Genomic DNA, 17,725 nt, shown 5'->3' on the forward strand with positions numbered 1-17,725 from the left:
CTACCCGCCTCGGGCGGCCGTGCGCGGCGAGGTCCCGGCGTGCCCGGATGGGCTCACGCGGTGAGCGAAGCGCGCGCCATGGAGCGCAGGATGCCGCGCACGTCTCGCTCGCCGGGTCGCGAGCGGGAAGCACGCACCGTGTGCGGTGTCGAGTTGATGAGGCCGAAGCACGCGTGAGCCCGCACGCGGAGGTCGTCCTCGTGACGGTCGGGATGCACCGCGGAGAGGATGCCGATCCAGACCTCGACGTACTCGCGCTGCAGGCGGCGCACGGTGTGGCGGTCCTCATCGCTGAGGCTGGCGAGGTCCCGGTCCTGCACGCGGATCACGTCGGCGTCGCGGAGCGCGAACTCGACGTGGAAGGCGATGATCGCGTCTAGCTGGTCGTCGGCGTGCTCGTGGTCGTCGAGGACGGCGCGGCCGCCCGCGAGCAGGCGCTCGCTCACCTCGACGAGGATCGCGCCGAGCAGGGCCTGCTTGTTGGCGAAGTGCCGGTACAGCGCCGGACCGCTCACGCCGACGGCGCCGCCGATGTCCTCCAGGCTGACACCGCTGAAGCCGCGTTCGGCGAACAGCGCGGCCGCCTCGTGCAGGATCGCCGCATGGCGATCGGCCTTGGCGCGCTCGCGATCGGTCACACCGCTCATCACCGTCCTCCGCTTGTCATTTCAGTTAAGGGTCGCTAACCTAAAGCTCAGTTAGTGAACACTAACCAATCCGATCCCGTCCCGACAACGGACGTGATCCGATCGTGACGTCGACGAGGATGCGCGGGGAGAACCGGATGAGCGTGCTGAGCACGGCCGCGGTGCACGACGATGCCTTCGCGCGCACGCGCGACGCCCAGCAGGAGCTGGCCGACCGGCTCCGGGAGCGGCTGGCCGCGGCATCCCTCGGCGGGCCCGCCGCCTCGCGCGAACGGCACGTCTCCCGCGGCAAGCTGCTGCCGCGGGACCGGGTCACCCGCCTGCTCGACGAGGGGAGCCCGTTCGTCGAGATCGCGCCGCTGGCGGCCGAGGGGCTGTACGGCGGCGACGCGCCCGCCGCCGGCGTCATCGCGGGGATCGGGCTCGTCCACGGCCGGCACGTGATGGTCGTCTGCAACGACGCCACGGTCAAGGGCGGCACCTACTACCCGATGACGGTGAAGAAGCACCTCCGCGCACAGGAGATCGCGCTGGAGAACCGCCTGCCGTGCGTGTATCTCGTCGATTCGGGCGGGGCCTTCCTGCCCATGCAGGACGAGGTCTTCCCCGACCGCGATCACTTCGGCCGGATCTTCTTCAACCAGGCACGGCTGTCGGCCGCCGGCATCCCGCAGATCGCCGCGGTGCTCGGATCCTGCACGGCGGGCGGCGCGTACGTGCCGGCGATGAGCGACGAGACCGTGATCGTCCGCGACCAGGGCACGATCTTCCTCGGCGGCCCGCCGCTGGTGAAGGCCGCGATCGGCGAGGTCGTGACCGCCGAGGAGCTCGGCGGGGGAGAGCTCCACGCCCGGCGGTCGGGTGTGGTGGACCATCTCGCGGAGGACGACGAGCACGCGCTCGAGATCGTGCGCGACATCGTCGCCACCCTGCCCGCCCCGGCCGCACCGGCATGGGACGTCCAGCCCTCGGCCGCGCCGGCGGTCGACCCCTCGGAGCTGTACGGCGTGGTGCCGGTCGACGTGAATCAGCCGTACGACGTGCGTGAAGTGATCGCGCGGCTCGTCGACGGCAGCGAGCTGCACGAGTTCAAGCGCGAGTACGGCGACACTCTGGTGACCGGCTTCGCGCGGATCCATGGGCACCCCGTGGGCATCGTGGCCAACAACGGCGTGCTGTTCAGCGAGTCCGCGCTAAAGGGCGCGCACTTCATCGAGCTGTGCGACCAGCGGGGGATCCCGCTGCTGTTCCTGCAGAACATCTCCGGCTTCATGGTCGGTCGCGACGCGGAGGCCGGCGGCATCGCGAAGGACGGCGCCAAGATGGTCACCGCCGTCGCCACGACACGAGTCCCCAAGCTCACGGTCGTCATCGGCGGGTCCTTCGGCGCCGGCAACTACTCCATGTGCGGGCGCGCGTACTCGCCCCGGTTCCTCTGGACGTGGCCCGCCAGCCGCATCTCGGTGATGGGCGGCAATCAGGCGGCGTCGGTGCTCTCCACGGTCAAGCGCGATCAGCTCGAGGCGCGTGGCCAGGACTGGTCGGCCGACGACCAGGCCGCGTTCGAGGCGCCGATCCGCGCACAGTACGAGGAGCAGGGCGACCCGTTCTACGCCACCGCGCGGCTGTGGGACGACGGCGTCGTCGACCCGCTCGACACGCGCGATCTTCTCGGCCTCGCCCTGGACGTCGTCTCTCGCACGCCGCTCCCCGAACCGCGCTTCGGCGTCTTCCGGATGTGATCCCCGTGCATCGACAGCCTCAGCAGCCTCAGCGGCCGGCGCAGCGACCCGGCGCACTCCACGCATTCGACACCGTGCTCGTCGCCAACCGCGGCGAGATCGCCCGGCGCGTCATCCGCACGCTCCAGCGCCTGGGCATCCGTGCCGTCGCCGTCTACAGCGACGCCGATGCCGGCGCACCGCACGTGCGGGAGGCCGACGAAGCCGTCCGCATCGGTCCGGCCGCGGCGGCGCAGTCCTACCTCGACATCGATGCGGTCGTGGCGGCGGCCGTCGAGAGCGGGGCGCAAGCCGTGCATCCGGGATACGGCTTCCTGTCGGAGAATGTCGCCTTCGCCCGCGCGTGCGCCGAGGCCGGCATCGTCTTCATCGGCCCGGGGCAGCGCGCCCTCGAGGTGATGGGCGACAAGATCCGCGCGAAGGAGCACGTCGCGTCCCATGACGTGCCGACCGTTCCCGGATTCAGCGCGGCCGCAATGACGGATGCCGCGATCTCGGCGTCCGCCGAGCGCACCGGCTTCCCCCTCCTGGTGAAGCCGTCAGCCGGCGGCGGCGGAAAAGGCATGCAGGTGGTGCGCAGCGCGGCGGACCTGCCCGATGCGCTGGCGACCGCCCGCCGCGTCGCCGCCGCCGCGTTCGGCGACGACACGCTGCTGCTCGAGCGGCTCATCGAACGGCCCCGCCACATCGAGGTGCAGGTGCTCGCCGACGCCCACGGCGCCGTCGTTCACCTGGGCGAGCGCGAATGCACTTTGCAGCGGCGGCACCAGAAGGTCGTCGAGGAGGCGCCGTCGCCGGTGATCGACGCCGAGACCCGCGAGCGGCTGGGCGCGGCGGCATGCGCGGCCGCGGCATCCGTCGACTATCGAGGGGCCGGCACCGTCGAATTCCTCGTCGCCGCCGACCGCCCCGGCGAGTTCTTCTTCATCGAGATGAACACCCGCTTGCAGGTGGAGCACCCGGTCACGGAGCTCGTCACCGGGTTCGACCTCGTCGAGCAGCAGCTGCGGATCGCCGCGGGCGAGCCGCTCGCCTTCGCGCAGGACGATGTCCGCCTCGAGGGCCACGCCATCGAGGCGCGCGTGTACGCCGAGGCGCCCGAGCGCGGGTTCCTCCCCGCGACGGGGGAGGTGCTCGCCTGGCGGCCGGCCCACGGCGTGCGCACCGACTCCGCCGTCGAGACGGCGAGCGTGGTGACCGCGGACTACGACCCGATGATCGCGAAGGTCATCGCGCACGGCGCCGATCGGGCCGACGCTCTCGCGCGGCTGGACGAAGCGCTCGCCGAGACGGTGATGCTCGGCGTCGACACGAACATCGGGTTCCTCCGCGAGCTGCTCGCCCAGGACGGTGTGCGGACCGGCGACATGGACACCGGACTCATCGACCGGATGCCGCCGTTCACCGCGCCGGAGCCCGATGCGGCCGCCCTCCGCGCCGCAGCGACCGTGGTGCTGCGCCGCCGCGAGACCGCGGGGTCGCGCCGAGACCGCACGTCGCCGACGGATGCCGACCACGCGTTCGGCGAGGAGGCGCGTCGGGGGCGGGCGGGGACCGCGTGGCGGGCGCTGCCCGGCTGGCGGGCGGGCGCGCCGGCGGTGCCGGCGACCGCCTCGTTCGAGACCCCCGATGGCCGCATCCTTGTGTCTGCAGCGGGGGAGAGCGGACCTGCCGTCGGCGTCGGCGCGTCGGCCGCCACCGCCCGTCCGCTCGGCGCCGCTCTTCCGCCGGGCACCTCGGCAGCCGCCGACACCGACGGGTGGCTGTGGGTGCACGTCGACGGTGCGACCCATCGCCTCCGGCCCTTGACCCGGCGCGCGGCGATGGAGCGACGCCTGGCGGCCCGCGAACGCGCGGCCGCGGCATCCGATCCCGAACTGCGCGCCCCGATGCCCGGCGCCGTCGTCGCCGTCCACGTCGCCGACGGTGCCGAGGTCGCCACCGGCGACCGCATCGTCACGATCGAGGCGATGAAGATGGAGCACCCTGTGCTCGCCCCGCACGACGGCACCGTGCGCGTCGACGTCGTCGTCGGCGATCAGGTGCGCCGCGACCAGGTGCTCGCCCACGTGAGCGTCGACGCCGATTCCCCGTCCACCACCCATGCGGCCGCCCATGAGGCCGCCGCGTCCGCCTCCTGACATCCGAGGAGCATCATGAGCAACGATCTCGGCTACGACGCCTACGAGCTCACCGACGACGAGCGCGAACTCGCGGCCATGTCGCGGCAGTTCGCCGACGAGGTCGTCGCGCCCCGCTCGTACGAGGCCGACCGCACGCACACCCTGCCGATGGACGTCGTCGCGCAGATGGGGGAGCTGGGGCTGTTCGGCCTGCCGTTCCCCGAGGAGTACGGCGGGCAGGGCGGCGACTACTTCGCGCTGTGCCTGGCGATCGAGGCACTGGGGCGCGTGGATCAGTCGCTCGCGATCACGCTCGAGGCCGGCGTCAGCCTCGGCGCCATGCCGGTCTTCCGGTTCGGCACCGAGGAGCAGAAGCAGGAGCTCCTGCCGGATCTGCTGGCGGGCACGGCGCTCGCCGGATTCGGCCTCACCGAGCCGGAGGCCGGCTCCGATGCCGGCGCTACCCGCACCACCGCGCGCCTGGACGGCGGCGAGTGGGTCATCAACGGCTCGAAGCAGTTCATCACCAACTCCGGCACCGACATCACCCGGTTCGTCACGGTCACCGCCGTCACGGGCGAGAGCGACGGTCGCAAGGAGATCTCGACGATCATCGTTCCCAACGGCACGCCCGGCTTCACGGTCGAGCCCGGCTACGACAAGGTCGGCTGGCGCGCGTCCGACACCCACCCGCTGACCTTCCAGGACGCGCGGGTGCCGGAGGGCAACCTGCTCGGCGAGCGCGGACGCGGGTTCGCAGGCTTCCTGCACATCCTTGACGAAGGGCGCATCGCCATCGCGGCGCTGGCGACCGGTGCGGCGGAGGGATGCCTCGACGCGGCCGTCGACTACGCCGCCAAGCGGACGGTCTTCGGCGAGCCGCTCGCGACCCGCCAGGGCATCCAGTTCATGATCGCCCGCATGCAGCAACGCGTGCACCTGGCCCGGCTCGCCTGGCACCATGCCGCACGGCTGCGCGACGCCGGCAAGCCGTTCAAGGCGCAGGCGGCGATGGCCAAGCTCACCGCGAGCGACGCCGCCATGGACAACGCCCGCGACGCCACGCAGATCTTCGGCGGCAACGGCTTCATGAACGAGTACCCGGTCGCGCGGCACTATCGCGATTCGAAGATCCTCGAGATCGGCGAGGGCACCAACGAGGTGCAGCTGCTCGTGATCGCGCGGGCGCTGGGCGTCGCGTGAGGGTAGCGTGACAGGGGTGACTGCGCAGGCGACCGACGGTGCGGACCGCGAGAGCGGCTCGGACGCCCCGGACAGCGCCGGCGAGCGGCGCGAGATCGTCCAGCGCGGGCTGTACTACGACGAGCTGGAGGTCGGTGCCCGCTATCTGCACCGGCCCGGCCGCACGGCGACGGAGGCCGACAACACGCTGTTCTCGGCGATCACGATGAACACGCAGGCGCTGCATCTGGACGCCGCCTTCTCGGAGACCCAGCCGTTCGGCCAGCGCCTCATGAACTCGATGTGGACGCTCGCGACGATGGTCGGGGCATCCGTCTCCCAGATCACCCAGGGCACGCTCGTGGCGCAGCTCGGGCTCACCGACGTCTCGTTCCCCGCGCCGCTGTTCCACGGCGACACGCTCTACACCGAGACCGAGGTCGTCGAGAAGCGCCTGTCGGTGTCGCGCCCGGGCCAGGGGATCGTGACGCTGCGCCACACCGGGCGCAATCAGCGCGGCGATGTCGTCGCCCTGGCCACGCGCACGGCGCTGATGTGGTGTGCGCCGCAGACCTCGGAAGGAACCCCGTGAGCTTCGACCTCGGACCCGCGCTCCTGTTCTGCCCCGCCGACCGCCCCGAGCGCTACGCCAAGGCGCTCGACCGTGCTGACGCCGTGATCCTCGACCTCGAGGACGCCGTCGCGCCCGCCCACAAGACGGCGGCGCGCGGCCATCTCATCGAGTCCGAGCTCGACCCCGCGCGCGTCATCGTGCGCGTGAACCCGCCCGAGACCGATGCGTTCGTCGCCGACCTCGCGACGCTCTCGCAGACCGACTACCGGCGGATCATGGTCGCCAAGGCGCAGTCTCCCAAGCGCATCGCGAAGATCGACGCGCGGTTCGAGGTGGTCGCGCTGTGCGAGACGGCGAAGGGGGTGGCGCAGGCCGATCGCATCGCCGCGCTCGACAACGTCGTCGCCCTGATGTGGGGGGCGGAGGATCTCGTCGCGAGCATCGGCGGCACCTCCAGCCGCAAGCCGAACGGCCGTTATCGCGACATCGCCCGGTACGCCCGCGCGCGGGTGCTGCTGTCGGCGGGTGCGCGCGGCAAGGCGGCGATCGACGCCGTGCACCTCGACATCGACGACGTGAAGCGTCTGACGATCGAGGCAGCGGATGCCGCGGCATCCGGCTTCCGCGCCACCGCCTGCATCCACCCGAGCCAGGTGCCGGTGATCCGCGCCGCCTACCGCCCCGACGAGAAGACCGTCGCGTGGGCCCGCGACGTCCTGGGCGCGGCGGAGCACGAGCGAGGCGTGTTCTCGTTCCAGGGGCGGATGGTGGACGAGCCCGTGCTGCGGCACGCGCGGGGCATCCTCACCCGCGCCGACGGATGAGCGCGGAATCCGAGCTCACCCCGCGGATCGGCACGGTCGCCCGCCGCGAGCTCGCCCTGCACGGCATCACCGCCTACGACGATCTCACCGTCCGCTCGCGTGCCGAGCTGCTGGCGATCCACGGCGTGGGGCCGAAGGCCGTGAGCATCCTCGCTGAGGAGCTCGCCGCGCGCGGTCAGTCGTTCGTGGGCTGACGCACGCGGCTATCGGCGATCGCGCGGGCGACCCGGCCGATGAGGTCGTAGGGGACGTCCTGGGAGTGCGGGAAGACGACCGAGTCCTTCTCGGCGCGATACGGTGCGATCTCGGACTCCAGGGGCTCCGGCAGTGTCGGCACCGGATACAGCCCGATGTGCTTCTTCCACCCCGCGAAGTGCAGGGCGTACCGGCCGCCGAGCATGACCGCCGCGATGCCGTAGCGCATCTTCTCCTCGGGCACGGTGCCGGAGGCCGCGGCGACCGCCGTCACGATCTCGGAGCGGATGCGGGTCAGCCGCGTCGCGACGTCGGGCGGGAACCCCGCGATGTACTCGTCGACGCCGGCGGGAGTGGCCATGGCGCCGAGCCTAGGCCACCGCTCCCGCGTACGCGATGAGCCGCAGGTGATCGCGCTCGTAGACGAAGTCGTGATGCGAGCCGTTGAGCAGCCGCTCGCCCTCGGGGGGAAGCTCGCCCGCGGTCGCGTGGCGCATCACCTCGCGGATGAGCGCGCCGTGGCTCACGACGATCAAGGATGCCGCGGCCGGCGCGGTCGCACGGCGGTGATCCCGCACGACGCGGCCGAGCGCGCCGATGGCGCGCGTGCGCAGCTCGGACCACGGCGCGGCGCCGGGGACCTCGGCGGTGTACCAGTCGCCCCACCGCGCGCGGAACTCGTCGATCGCGACGCCCTCGGCCTCACCGTACGACCGCTCGCGCAGGCCCGGGTACATGCGAGGCGTGGGGAGGCCGAGCTCGGCGGCGATGATCTCCGCCGTCTCGCGCGCGCGGGCGAGGTCGCTGGACACGATCGACGCCGGAAGGTCGCCGTCGAGGCGCTCGCGCAGCACGGCGGCGGTCGCGCGCGCCTGCGCCCGGCCGTTGTCGTTGAGGGGGATGTCGGTCGCTCCCTGGATGCGCCGGTCGCGGTTCCAATCGGTCTCGCCGTGGCGGATCAGGGTGAGCGCGGTCATGCTCTCGACCCTACCCGCGCGTGCTGGGAGCGGGCCGCGTCAGGACAGGGCCGGAAGCCCGTCGGCGAGGGCGCGGAGCACCTCGCTCGTGCCGGCGTCGATCTTCAGCGTGGCACGCGCGTCCGCGCGGGTGACGCCGCGGTTGACGATCACCACCGGGAGCCGGCGGCGTCGCGCCCGCTCGAGAAGGCGGATGCCGGAGTTCACGACGAGTGAGGACCCGGCGACGACCAGCGCTTGGCTCGCGTGGACCAGCTGCTCCGCCTCGCGGAACTTCTCGGCCGGGATGAACTCGCCGAAGAAGACGACGTCGGGCTTGAGCATTCCGCCGCACACGCTGCACTCCGGGATGCGGAAGCCGTCGGTGCTCTCGGGGAGCACGTCGCCGTCCGGGCCGAGGGGCACGTTCTCGGGCACGCGGATCCAGGGGTTGTCGTCCTCGACGCGCGCCGCGAGGTCGCGCCGGTCGAAGACCTGGCCGCAGTGGGTGCAGAAGACCCGGCGCATCGTGCCGTGGAGCTCGACCACGCGACGACTGCCGGCGCGGACGTGGAGGCCGTCGACGTTCTGCGTCACGACGCCGGTGGTGAGGCCGCGTGCCTCGAGGTCGGCCAGCGCGCGGTGGCCGCCGTTGGGCTCCGCGGCGGCGAACGCCTTCCACCCCAGGTGCGAGCCGACCCAGTAGCGGCGCCGTGAGGCGTCGCTGGAGAGGAACTGCTCGACCGTCATGGGTGTGCGCACCGGCGCGCCCGCGCCGCGGTAGTCGGGGATCCCGGAATCGGTCGAGACGCCGGCGCCCGTCAGCACGGCGATGCGACGACCCGAGAGCGTCTCGATGGCCCGGGCGACGGCATCCGTCGTCCGTGCATCCATCCCGGTCGCGATCGTCGTCACGGCGCACCCCCTTCGCGTCGAGTGTAGGCCCCGGGGTTTTCGGGAATGTTACGGCTGCGCCCGCGCAGGCGGCGAGGGCGGCTCGGCTGCGGCCACGGTCGGCCGCGTGCGCGTGCGACCATGGGACCCGTGCGCGCGACCCTGATCACCGATGCCGCCGACGACCGTCTCGCGCACTATCGCGACCTCACCGACGTCGCGCTGCGGCGTGTGATCGAGCCGGAGGGCGGGCTGTACATCGCCGAGTCCGCCAAGGTGATCGCGCGGGCGATCGCGGCGGGACACCGCCCGCGGTCGGTGCTCGTGCAGGAGAAGTGGCAGGCCGACGTCGAGGAGCTGGTGACGGATGCCTCCGTCCCGGTGTACGTCGTCCCACCGGAGATCGCCGAGCGCCTCACCGGGTACGCCGTGCACCGCGGGGCCCTCGCGTCGATGCACCGCCCGCAGCTTCCCGCGGTGGCCGACGTCGTCGCCGGCGCGAAGCTCGTCGTCGTGCTCGAGGACATCGTGGACCACACCAACGTCGGCGCGATCTTCCGCGCCGCCGCAGGCCTCGGCGCCGACGCCGTGCTCGTCAGCCCGCGCTGCGCCGACCCGCTCTATCGGCGCAGCGTGCGGGTGAGCATGGGCACCGTCTTCCAGGTGCCGTGGACGCGCCTTCCGGAGTGGTCCGAGGCCCGCGAGGTGCTGCACGGCGCCGGGTTCGAGCTGGCCGCGCTCGCGCTGGCCGACCAGGCCGTCTCGCTCGACGCGTTCAGCGCGCGGCGCCCCGAGCGCGTGGCCCTGATGCTCGGGGCCGAGGGCGACGGGCTGTCGCGGCGTGCGCTCGAGGCGGCCGACACCGTTGTCAGCATTCCGATGGCCGGCGGCGTCGACTCGCTCAACGTGGCCGCGGCGAGCGCCGTGGCGCTGTGGGAGCTGCGCGCCCGCTGACCGGACCGCCCTCGCGTCAGGAGCCGGGGCGGACCGTGAGCTCGGTGAGGTCGGCGTCGCGCGGGAGGTCGAGGGCGGTGATGATCGCGGTCGCGACGGAGGCGGGGTCGATCCAGCGCGAGGCGTCGTAGGCGGCGCCCTCCTGCTGGTGCACCTTCTCCTGCATGGGCGTGGCCGTGCGACCGGGATAGACGGTCGTCACGCGCACGCCGTTCTCTCGCTCCTCCTCGCGCAGGGCGTCCGCGACCGCGCGCACCGCGAACTTGCTCGCGCCGTACGAGCCCCACTCGGGACCCACGCGCAGCCCGGCGCCGGAGTTCACGAAGACCACGCGGCCGCGGGTGGTGCGCAGCGCGGGCAGCATGAGCCGCGTCAGCTCGGCGGGCGCGACGGCGTTCACGTTGAGCTGGTGCTGCCAGGTCGCCACGGGCGTCTCGCCGACGGGGCCGAGCTCGACGACGCCCGCCACGTGGACGAGCGAGTCCAGGCGGGCAGGAACGCTCTGGTGGCTGAAGGCCCACGACAGGCGCGCGGGGTCGGCGAGATCCCCGACGAGCGTCTGCGCCGAGGGGAAGCGCTCGCGCAGCTGCGCGGCGCGGCCGGCGTCGCGCACGAGCAGCCAGAGCTCGTCGCCGCGCTCGGCGAGACGCTCGGTCAGGGCCGCGCCGATGCCCGAGCCCGCGCCCGTGATCAGATGCGTCGCCACGTCAGACCTCCTCGCCGCGCTTCTCGTCCGCGGCGGAGGGGTGCCCGGGCGCCAGCGTGATGACCGGGAGCGGATCGGGCCGCTTCGCCTTCACATCGTCGCCCGACGACTGATGCCGCAGCCGCCGCAGCACCCACGGGACGAAGTACTCGCGCGCCCAGACCAGGTCGACCGCGCGCGCCTCGCGCCACGTGCGCAGCGGCAGGGGGTCGGGCTGCATCGGCAGCAGGTCGTTGGGCACGTTGAGCGCGCGCAGAACCATGCGCGCGACCTCGTGATGGCCGAGCGCGTTGTAGTGGAGGCGGTCGTCGTCGAAGAAGCGCATGTCCTGCACCTCTTTCAGGGCCCACTGGTCGGCGACGATGCAGTCGTACCTGTCGGCGATCGCGCGGATGTTCTCGTTGTAGATCGCCACCTTGCCGCGGATGCCGCGGAAGACCGGCGTGAAGGCGGTGTCGATGCCCGTGAACACGACGACGGTGGCGCCCTCCCGCGACAGGCGCACGACGGCGTCCTCGAAGCGCTGCGCGACCACGTCGGGGTCGCCGTTCGGGCGGATGACGTCGTTGCCGCCCGCCGAGAAGGTCACGAGGTCGGGCTTGAGCGCGATGGCCGGCTCGACCTGCTCGTCGACGATCTGGCCGATCAGGCGGCCCCGGATGGCGAGATTGGCATAGGCGAAGTCGTCCACCTGCTCCGACAGCACCTCGGCGACCCGGTCCGCCCATCCGCGGAAGCCGTTGGGCGCAGACGGCTCGGGGTCGCCCACGCCCTCGGTGAACGAGTCGCCGATCGCGACGTAGCGCCGCCACGGGTGCGGCTGCGCGTTGGCGACATAGGGGCTGCGGGGATCTTGCGTCGTGGACATCAGTGTTCCGTTCGTCGGCTCGTGACCGTCAGCCAGGCTACCGCGCGGGACGGACGCGGACGGATGCCGCCACCTCGGGCACCCGCGACCCCCGATGTCGTGCCGGTCGTCTATCGTGGTGACTCGTTGTCTACGGGGGAGGTGCATTCGGTGACGGACGAAACGACGATCGAATCTCCGCCCGAACTCGCCGAATCGCCTTCGCCCACACCGCACACAGCCCCCGGCGGTGAGCCGCACATCGGCAGCTTCGCGGCCGAGCACCTCTCACCGACCTACCCGCAGCGCGCACCCTGGGGGACCGCGCAGCGCCTGCGCGCGTGGCAGGCGGAGGCGCTCGACCTGTACTTCGGGCTCGACGGCCCCGATGGGCCCGGCGGCGGACCCCGCGACTTCCTCGCGGCCGCGACCCCCGGGGCCGGCAAGACGACGTTCGCTCTGCGCCTGGCCAGCGAACTGCTGCGCCGCCGTATCGTCAACCGCATCGTCGTGGTCGCTCCGACCGAGCACCTCAAGACGCAGTGGGCGGATGCCGCGGCCCGGGTGGGGATCCGGCTCGACCCCGCGTTCAGCAACCGCCACTTCGCGCCGGCCCGCCAGTATCACGGTGTCGCCGTGACGTACGCGCAGGTCGCGGTGAAGGCATCCGTCCACCAGCGCCTGACGATGGACGCGCGCACGCTGGTCATCCTCGACGAGGTGCACCACGGCGGCGACGCCCTGAGCTGGGGAGACGCGCTGCGCGAGGCCTACGCCCGGGCCACGCGCCGCCTGCTGCTGAGCGGAACGCCGTTCCGCAGCGACACGGCGCCGATCCCGTTCGTCGAGTACCACCCTGACGCGAAGGGGATCCGCGTCTCGCGGACGGACTACGCCTACGGGTACCGCCGCGCCCTCGAGGACGGCGTCGTGCGCCCCGTGATGTTCATGGTCTACGCCGGCCACATGCGCTGGCGCACCAAGACCGGCGACGAGATGGAGGCGCAGCTCGGGCAGGACAACACGAAGGACATCACGTCGCAGGCGTGGCGCACGGCGCTCGACCCCGAGGGCGACTGGATCCCCGCAGTCCTGCGGTCGGCCGATCGCCGCCTGACCGAGGTGCGCGAGCACGTCCCCGACGCCGGCGGCCTCGTCATCGCGACGGATCAGACGGCCGCCCGCGCCTACGCCGCGATCCTGCACGAGATCAGCGGCGAAGCGCCGACCGTGGTCCTCTCGGACGAAGCCGAGGCGTCGAGCCGCATCGAGGACTTCTCGAAATCCACGAGCCGCTGGATGGTCGCGGTGCGCATGGTGTCGGAGGGCGTCGACGTGCCGCGCCTGGCGGTCGGCGTCTATGCGACGAGCGCGTCCACGCCCCTCTTCTTCGCCCAGGCCATCGGCCGCTTCGTGCGCGCGCGACGCCGTGGCGAGACCGCGAGCGTGTTCCTTCCCAACGTGCCGCAGCTGCTCACCCTCGCGAACGAGATGGAGCGGCAGCGCGACCACGCGCTCGACCGTGACTCCGACGGCGAGGACGAGTGGAACGCCGAAGAAGACCTCATGGACGCCGCGGAGCGCGAGGACAAGGCGTCCGATGCGCTCGAGGAGGAGTTCACCTACCAGGCACTGGGCTCGCTCGCGCACTTCGACCGCGTGCTGTTCGACGGCAAGGAGTTCGGTCAGCTCGCCGTGCCCGGAACCCCCGAAGAGGAGGAGTTCCTCGGCATCCCGGGCCTGCTCGAACCCGACCAGGTGCACGAGGTGCTGATGTCGCGGGTGTCGCGCCAGTCCCGGCATCGGACTGCGCGCGAGGCGCGCGAGCGGGAGTCCGCACCCGACGAGCAGCCGGCGCTGCCTCAGGCCCTCCACCGCACGCTCAAGGAGCAGCGGCAGCTGCTCAACAGCCTCGTCGGCCTCTACGCGCGTCAGACGGGCGAAGCGCACGGGCTCGTGCACGCCGAGCTCCGCCGCATCTGCGGCGGCCCGGCGGTGTCGCACGCCACCGTCGCGCAGCTGCAGGCGCGCATCGACGTGCTCCGCAAGCGCGTGCGCTCCTGACCCCGGCGTGTGCGGGACGGGCGTCTGTTCGGAAGCCCGAAATGCTGGCAATCCCGGCTTTCGGCGCGGCGACCGCGGGCGCGGTGGCTAGCGTTGTCGAGTCCCGTACCCGACTGGAGGCCCTGAGTGACCGCGCCCGCACCCACCGATCGCGACCGACGCCGCTGGGCGCGCTACCTCGTGAACGAGCGCGCAGAGGCGCATGTCTACCGCGAGCTGGCCGGGCGCCGCACCGGTGAGGAACGCGAGATCCTCCTCGCCCTGGCCGAGGCGGAGGGGCGCCACGAGGCCCATTGGCTGGAGCTGCTCGGCAGCGAGCCCGGGCGTCTGCCGCAGCCCGACATCCGCACGCGGATGCTCGGCTCCCTCGCGAAGAGCTTCGGCTCGATCTGGGTGCTCGCCCTCGCGCAGAACGCCGAAGCGCGCTCGCCCTACGACGACGAGCCCTTCGCGACGCCCCGCATGGCGGCCGACGAGAAGATCCACCATGAGGTCGTCCGGGGGCTCGCCGCCCGCGGGCGGCGTCGCCTGTCGGGCACGTTCCGTGCGGCGGTCTTCGGGGCGAACGACGGCCTGGTCTCCAACCTCGCGCTCGTGATGGGGATCGGCGCGACGGGCGTGTCGAGCCAGTTCGTGCTCTTCAGCGGCATCGCGGGGCTCCTCGCCGGCGCGCTGTCGATGGGCGCGGGGGAGTTCGTCTCCGTGCGCTCGCAGCGCGAGCTCCTCGCCGCCACCGAGCCCAGCGACTACGCCGACGGCGCCATCCCGCACCTCGACATCGACGCCAACGAGCTCGCACTCGTCTACCGCACGCGCGGGATGCCCGAGGCCGAGGCGTCCGCACGCGCCCGCCGCGTCGTCGAGGCGGCGCACGCGCTCGGCCAGGGGCGGGCCGACACCGGCCCGGTCAGCGTCGCCGATCACGGCGAGGTCGTCGGCAGCGCGTGGGCGGCAGCGCTGTCGAGCTTCCTGTTCTTCGCCTCCGGGGCGATCATCCCGGTGCTGCCGTGGATCTTCGGTCTGTCGGGCCTCGCCGCGGTCGTCGTCGCCCTCGTGCTGGTCGGCATCGCCTTGATGTCGACGGGCGCCGCGGTGGGCCTCCTTTCGGGCGCTCCGCCGCTGCGTCGCGCGCTGCGCCAGCTCGCGATCGGGTTCGGCGCCGCCGCGGTCACCTACGCCCTCGGCCTCCTGTTCGGCGTGTCGATGGGGTGACGCGCCCGGGCGTCCGTCGATTCGTTGAACGTCCAGTGACGTGGTAATGTCATTCCTCGGTTGCGAAACCGGAAACCACCTGCGCGGGTGGCGGAATAGGTAGACGCGCTAGCTTGAGGTGCTAGTGCCCGTATAGGGCGTGGGGGTTCAAGTCCCCCCTCGCGCACACAGTGAAGAAGGCCCCCGGATGGGGGCCTTCTTCCGTTGTGCGGCGCTGCGGCACGTCGGACGTCGGACGTCGGGGTCTCCGGCCGCGAGCGGTTCAGATCCAGCCGCGCTCCTCGGCGACCAGCACCGCCTGCTGGCGCGTGCCCACGCCGAGCTTGCCCAGGATCGCCGACACGTGGTTGCGGACGGTGCCCGGGGCGAGGGAGAGATGCCGAGCGATCTGCCCGGTCGTCTCGCCACGGCGTCCGGCGCGGAGGACGTCGAGTTCACGGTCGGTGAGCGGCGACCGCTCGTCGCTCAGCGCATCGGCGGCGACCTCGGGGTCGACATAGCGGCCGCCCGCGGCGACTCGACGGATGACGGCGGCCACCTCGTCCGCTCCGCGCGACTTGGGCAGGAACCCCGACACGCCCGACGACAGTGCGCGACGCAGCACGCCCGGCCTGGCGTGCCGCGTGACGACGACGCAGCGTGAGGCAACCGCACGCGTGACCCGCGAGGCGACCTCCACGCCGTCCATCCCCGGCATCTCGAGATCGAGCAGGCACACGTCGGGTACGAGCCGCAGCGCCGCCGCGAGGGCCTCCTCGCCGTCGGCGCACTCCGCGACCACTTCGATGTCGGGCTCCAGCCCAAGGAGGGCGGCGAGCGCGGAGCGGATCATGCCCTCGTCGTCGGCGAGGAGCACCCGGATCATCGAGCCGCTCCGGCGGTCTCGGCGGGAACGGTCACGGCGACGGCGAACTCGCCGTCGTGCCGCTGGATCGACAGCGTGCCGCCGGCATCCGACACGCGCCGGCCGATGCCCTCGAGGCCGGAGCCGTCGGCGCTGGGCGCGGCGACGCCGGCGTCGTTGGCGATGACGTAGCGCCACCCCTCGGGTTCGCGGGTGAACGCCACGCGCGCCCACGTGCCGCCGCCGTGGCGCAGCGCGTTGGTGGTCGTCTCGCGGATGATGGGCGCCAGCACCGACGCCGGGGCTTCGTCGGCATCCGGTGAGACGATCGCCTGCACGCTGCTCCCCGCGGCGCGCAGGAGGTCGGCGGCGTTCGCGATCTCGTCGCTGAGGGGAACGGAACGGAACCGGGTGGCGAGGTCGCGGGTGCCCTGACGGGCTTCATCGACGCTGGCGCGCGCGGCTCGCAGCTGCTCGAGCGCCGCGGGCGGATCCTTGGGCATGAGACGCTCGGCGAGCTCGAGCTGGAGCGCGATCACCTGGAGGTGGTGGCCCTGCAGGTCGTGGACGTCGGTGGCCACCCGGAGGCGCTCCTGCGTGGCAGCCAGGCGCGCCTCGGACGCCCGCGCGCGGTCGACGGTGATGAGGACGTCCCACCACCACAGGGACACCGCAGTCATCAGCGGCAGGCTGGTGCTGAAGAATCCGAGAAGCCACCAGTTGGCGTGCGGCTGCTGCGAGAACGTCAGCTGCGCATCGACGAACCACGCCGCCCCGAGCAGTACGGTCCCCGCCGCCACCATCCGCGCCCGTACGCCCGGTGGCCAGTTGAGCAGCAGAACGGACTGGACCAGCGGCAGCACACCCATCAGCCACAGGCCGGAGAGGAGTCCCGCGACGAGCCCGATGACGGCGGCGATCACCAGTGGTGCCAGCAGTCGCGGCCACCGCGCCCAGGGGCTCTCGTCCGTCCGGTGGCGGTAGTACTGCAGCAGCACCGCGGTGGATGCTGTCCACACCAGTCCGGCCCCGCCGATCGCGGCCAGGACGGGTGCGGGCCGGCCCGCTTCGAGGAGCGTCAGCACCCACACGAGGGTGACGGCGAGCTCGAACAGCAGCACGCCCGAGGCGGTGTACCACCACGTGGCCGAGATGCCGCGCGAAAGACGGAGATGAGGCGCCCCGGCTCCGGCCGGCCGATGCTCGACGGGAACGGTAGGGCGGCTCATGCGTCCCACCCTAGGGCCATGACACTTGTCACCCCCGGCGCGTGCACACCTCCCGGAGGCAGGTGACAGCCCGGCACTTCCCGCGATCGGCGCAGGCGGATGGACTGAGACGTGTCGGAGGAATACGGCTCCGACGCCACCTCCGCCCCACATTCGAAAGGTGCCGACATGAACCTCATCGACACGTTCCAGGACCTCGTCGCCAACGTCCCCGACCTCGTCCAGCCGCTCATCGTCGCGGCGGCCGCCGCCGTCCCGTTCGTCGAGGGCGAGGGCGCCGCCGCCATCGGCATCGTCGGCGGGATGAACCCGGTGGCCGCCGCGGTGGCGGCGATCGTCGGCAACCTCGTGTGCGTGACGGTGCTCGTGTTCCTCGCCGCCCGCACCCGTTCGGCGGTGGTGACGGCTCATCGTGCGCGCCGCGCGGTCGCGGCGGGGGGCGCGCCCATCGACGCCTCGGCGGCAGAGCCCGCCGCGCAGCCCGCGGACGGACGCGGCGCCGCTCGGAGAGCGAAGTTCCAGCGCGCGTTCGAGAGCTACGGGGTGCCCGGCGTGAGCCTGCTCGGCCCGCTGCTGTTGCCCACCCAGTTCACCGCGACCATGCTCGCCGGTGCGGGGGTCGGCACGGCGCGCATCCTCGCCTGGCAGGCTGTGGCCATCGTCGGGTGGACCACACTGGTCACCCTGGTGATCACCGGCGTGCTGTCGGTCGCCCACTGACCCCGCGGCTGG

General features: G+C 72.5%; 18 protein-coding genes and 1 tRNA gene. 11 read left to right on the forward strand and 8 right to left on the reverse strand.

Annotated elements, in window-relative coordinates:
* Positions 1–53: 53 nt before the first annotated feature.
* The gene (locus tag IM767_RS08405; RefSeq protein ID WP_275426015.1) at positions 54–650 is read right to left on the reverse strand and encodes an SACE_7040 family transcriptional regulator; all 597 of its coding nucleotides are present in this window, start codon (positions 648–650) and stop codon (positions 54–56) included.
* 134 nt (positions 651–784) lie between these two features.
* Here IM767_RS08405 and IM767_RS08410 point away from each other — a divergent pair, with 134 nt between their 5' ends.
* The 6 genes from IM767_RS08410 to IM767_RS08435 are packed head-to-tail and all read left to right on the forward strand — an operon-like array spanning position 785 to position 7,286.
* On the forward strand, positions 785–2,389 hold the full coding sequence (locus IM767_RS08410) for a carboxyl transferase domain-containing protein (protein WP_109209375.1): 1,605 nt from the start codon (positions 785–787) through the stop codon (positions 2,387–2,389).
* 5 nt (positions 2,390–2,394) lie between these two features.
* Positions 2,395–4,530, forward strand: a complete 2,136-nt coding sequence (locus IM767_RS08415) for an acetyl/propionyl/methylcrotonyl-CoA carboxylase subunit alpha (RefSeq protein WP_109209513.1) — start codon at positions 2,395–2,397, stop codon at positions 4,528–4,530.
* A 15-nt stretch (positions 4,531–4,545) separates the two neighbouring features.
* The gene (locus tag IM767_RS08420) at positions 4,546–5,715 is read left to right on the forward strand and encodes an acyl-CoA dehydrogenase family protein (protein ID WP_109209376.1); all 1,170 of its coding nucleotides are present in this window, start codon (positions 4,546–4,548) and stop codon (positions 5,713–5,715) included.
* 16 nt (positions 5,716–5,731) lie between these two features.
* Entirely contained in the window at positions 5,732–6,286 is a 555-nt protein-coding gene (locus IM767_RS08425; RefSeq protein WP_339327389.1) for a MaoC family dehydratase, read from the forward strand.
* Positions 6,283–7,092 carry an HpcH/HpaI aldolase/citrate lyase family protein gene (locus IM767_RS08430; RefSeq protein ID WP_109209377.1) on the forward strand — a complete coding sequence of 270 codons (810 nt, stop codon included), beginning with the start codon at positions 6,283–6,285 and terminating at the stop codon, positions 7,090–7,092. The genes IM767_RS08425 and IM767_RS08430 overlap by 4 nt, the downstream gene beginning before the upstream one ends.
* Positions 7,089–7,286, forward strand: coding sequence for a helix-hairpin-helix domain-containing protein (locus IM767_RS08435; RefSeq protein ID WP_109209378.1), 198 nt, complete (start codon positions 7,089–7,091; stop codon positions 7,284–7,286). Before IM767_RS08430 ends, IM767_RS08435 begins: the two co-directional genes overlap by 4 nt.
* Here IM767_RS08435 and IM767_RS08440 read toward each other — a convergent pair.
* From IM767_RS08440 to IM767_RS08450, 3 genes are read right to left on the reverse strand one after another with little or no spacing between them, the layout of a single operon-like run.
* Complete coding sequence (locus tag IM767_RS08440; RefSeq protein WP_109209379.1) at positions 7,268–7,648, reverse strand: iron chaperone; 381 nt, start codon at positions 7,646–7,648, stop codon at positions 7,268–7,270. The genes IM767_RS08435 and IM767_RS08440 overlap by 19 nt on opposite strands.
* 10 nt (positions 7,649–7,658) lie before the next feature.
* Positions 7,659–8,264, reverse strand: coding sequence for a histidine phosphatase family protein (locus IM767_RS08445; RefSeq protein WP_109209380.1), 606 nt, complete (start codon positions 8,262–8,264; stop codon positions 7,659–7,661).
* A gap of 39 nt (positions 8,265–8,303) precedes the next feature.
* A complete protein-coding gene (locus IM767_RS08450; protein ID WP_109209515.1) occupies positions 8,304–9,137 on the reverse strand; it encodes a Sir2 family NAD-dependent protein deacetylase in 834 nt (277 codons plus the stop codon).
* A gap of 150 nt (positions 9,138–9,287) precedes the next feature.
* On the opposite strand from IM767_RS08450, the gene IM767_RS08455 reads away from it, so the two are divergent.
* Entirely contained in the window at positions 9,288–10,091 is an 804-nt protein-coding gene (locus IM767_RS08455; RefSeq protein WP_239453206.1) for a TrmH family RNA methyltransferase, read from the forward strand.
* Positions 10,092–10,107: 16 nt separating this feature from the next.
* Here the strand turns inward: IM767_RS08455 and IM767_RS08460 are convergent, their stop codons facing one another.
* Both IM767_RS08460 and IM767_RS08465 read right to left on the reverse strand, forming a co-directional pair.
* Positions 10,108–10,797: an SDR family oxidoreductase gene (locus IM767_RS08460; RefSeq protein ID WP_109209382.1), complete on the reverse strand. Its 690-nt coding sequence runs from the start codon at positions 10,795–10,797 to the stop codon at positions 10,108–10,110.
* A 1-nt stretch (position 10,798) separates the two neighbouring features.
* Complete coding sequence (locus IM767_RS08465) at positions 10,799–11,665, reverse strand: SGNH/GDSL hydrolase family protein (protein WP_109209383.1); 867 nt, start codon at positions 11,663–11,665, stop codon at positions 10,799–10,801.
* A 240-nt stretch (positions 11,666–11,905) separates the two neighbouring features.
* On the opposite strand from IM767_RS08465, the gene IM767_RS08470 reads away from it, so the two are divergent.
* From IM767_RS08470 to IM767_RS08480, 3 genes are all read left to right on the forward strand, one after another.
* Entirely contained in the window at positions 11,906–13,708 is a 1,803-nt protein-coding gene (locus IM767_RS08470; RefSeq protein WP_109209516.1) for a DEAD/DEAH box helicase, read from the forward strand.
* A gap of 126 nt (positions 13,709–13,834) precedes the next feature.
* On the forward strand, positions 13,835–14,920 hold the full coding sequence (locus IM767_RS08475) for a VIT1/CCC1 transporter family protein (protein ID WP_109209384.1): 1,086 nt from the start codon (positions 13,835–13,837) through the stop codon (positions 14,918–14,920).
* 81 nt (positions 14,921–15,001) lie between these two features.
* Positions 15,002–15,086, forward strand: a tRNA-Leu gene (locus IM767_RS08480).
* A gap of 96 nt (positions 15,087–15,182) precedes the next feature.
* On the opposite strand, the gene IM767_RS08485 is transcribed toward IM767_RS08480, so the two are convergent.
* On the reverse strand, positions 15,183–15,785 hold the full coding sequence (locus IM767_RS08485) for a response regulator transcription factor (RefSeq protein WP_109209385.1): 603 nt from the start codon (positions 15,783–15,785) through the stop codon (positions 15,183–15,185).
* A complete protein-coding gene (locus IM767_RS08490; protein WP_109209386.1) occupies positions 15,782–16,993 on the reverse strand; it encodes a sensor histidine kinase in 1,212 nt (403 codons plus the stop codon). The genes IM767_RS08485 and IM767_RS08490 overlap by 4 nt, the downstream gene beginning before the upstream one ends.
* 168 nt (positions 16,994–17,161) lie before the next feature.
* On the opposite strand from IM767_RS08490, the gene IM767_RS08495 reads away from it, so the two are divergent.
* On the forward strand, positions 17,162–17,713 hold the full coding sequence (locus IM767_RS08495) for a small multidrug efflux protein (RefSeq protein ID WP_109209387.1): 552 nt from the start codon (positions 17,162–17,164) through the stop codon (positions 17,711–17,713).
* Positions 17,714–17,725 lie beyond the last annotated feature (12 nt).

The organism is Microbacterium ureisolvens (assembly GCF_015278315.1).
Taxonomy (GTDB): Bacteria; Actinomycetota; Actinomycetes; order Actinomycetales; family Microbacteriaceae; genus Microbacterium; species Microbacterium ureisolvens.

Coding starts and splice junctions, on each gene's coding strand:
- IM767_RS08445 (WP_109209380.1), bottom strand. CDS start 8,264: ATGACCGCGCTCACCCTGATCCGCCACGGCGAGACCGATTGGAACCGC.
- IM767_RS08410 (WP_109209375.1), top strand. CDS start 785: ATGAGCGTGCTGAGCACGGCCGCGGTGCACGACGATGCCTTCGCGCGC.
- IM767_RS08490 (WP_109209386.1), bottom strand. CDS start 16,993: ATGAGCCGCCCTACCGTTCCCGTCGAGCATCGGCCGGCCGGAGCCGGG.
- IM767_RS08450 (WP_109209515.1), bottom strand. CDS start 9,137: ATGGATGCACGGACGACGGATGCCGTCGCCCGGGCCATCGAGACGCTC.
- IM767_RS08440 (WP_109209379.1), bottom strand. CDS start 7,648: ATGGCCACTCCCGCCGGCGTCGACGAGTACATCGCGGGGTTCCCGCCC.
- IM767_RS08495 (WP_109209387.1), top strand. CDS start 17,162: ATGAACCTCATCGACACGTTCCAGGACCTCGTCGCCAACGTCCCCGAC.
- IM767_RS08435 (WP_109209378.1), top strand. CDS start 7,089: ATGAGCGCGGAATCCGAGCTCACCCCGCGGATCGGCACGGTCGCCCGC.
- IM767_RS08420 (WP_109209376.1), top strand. CDS start 4,546: ATGAGCAACGATCTCGGCTACGACGCCTACGAGCTCACCGACGACGAG.
- IM767_RS08485 (WP_109209385.1), bottom strand. CDS start 15,785: ATGATCCGGGTGCTCCTCGCCGACGACGAGGGCATGATCCGCTCCGCG.
- IM767_RS08465 (WP_109209383.1), bottom strand. CDS start 11,665: ATGTCCACGACGCAAGATCCCCGCAGCCCCTATGTCGCCAACGCGCAG.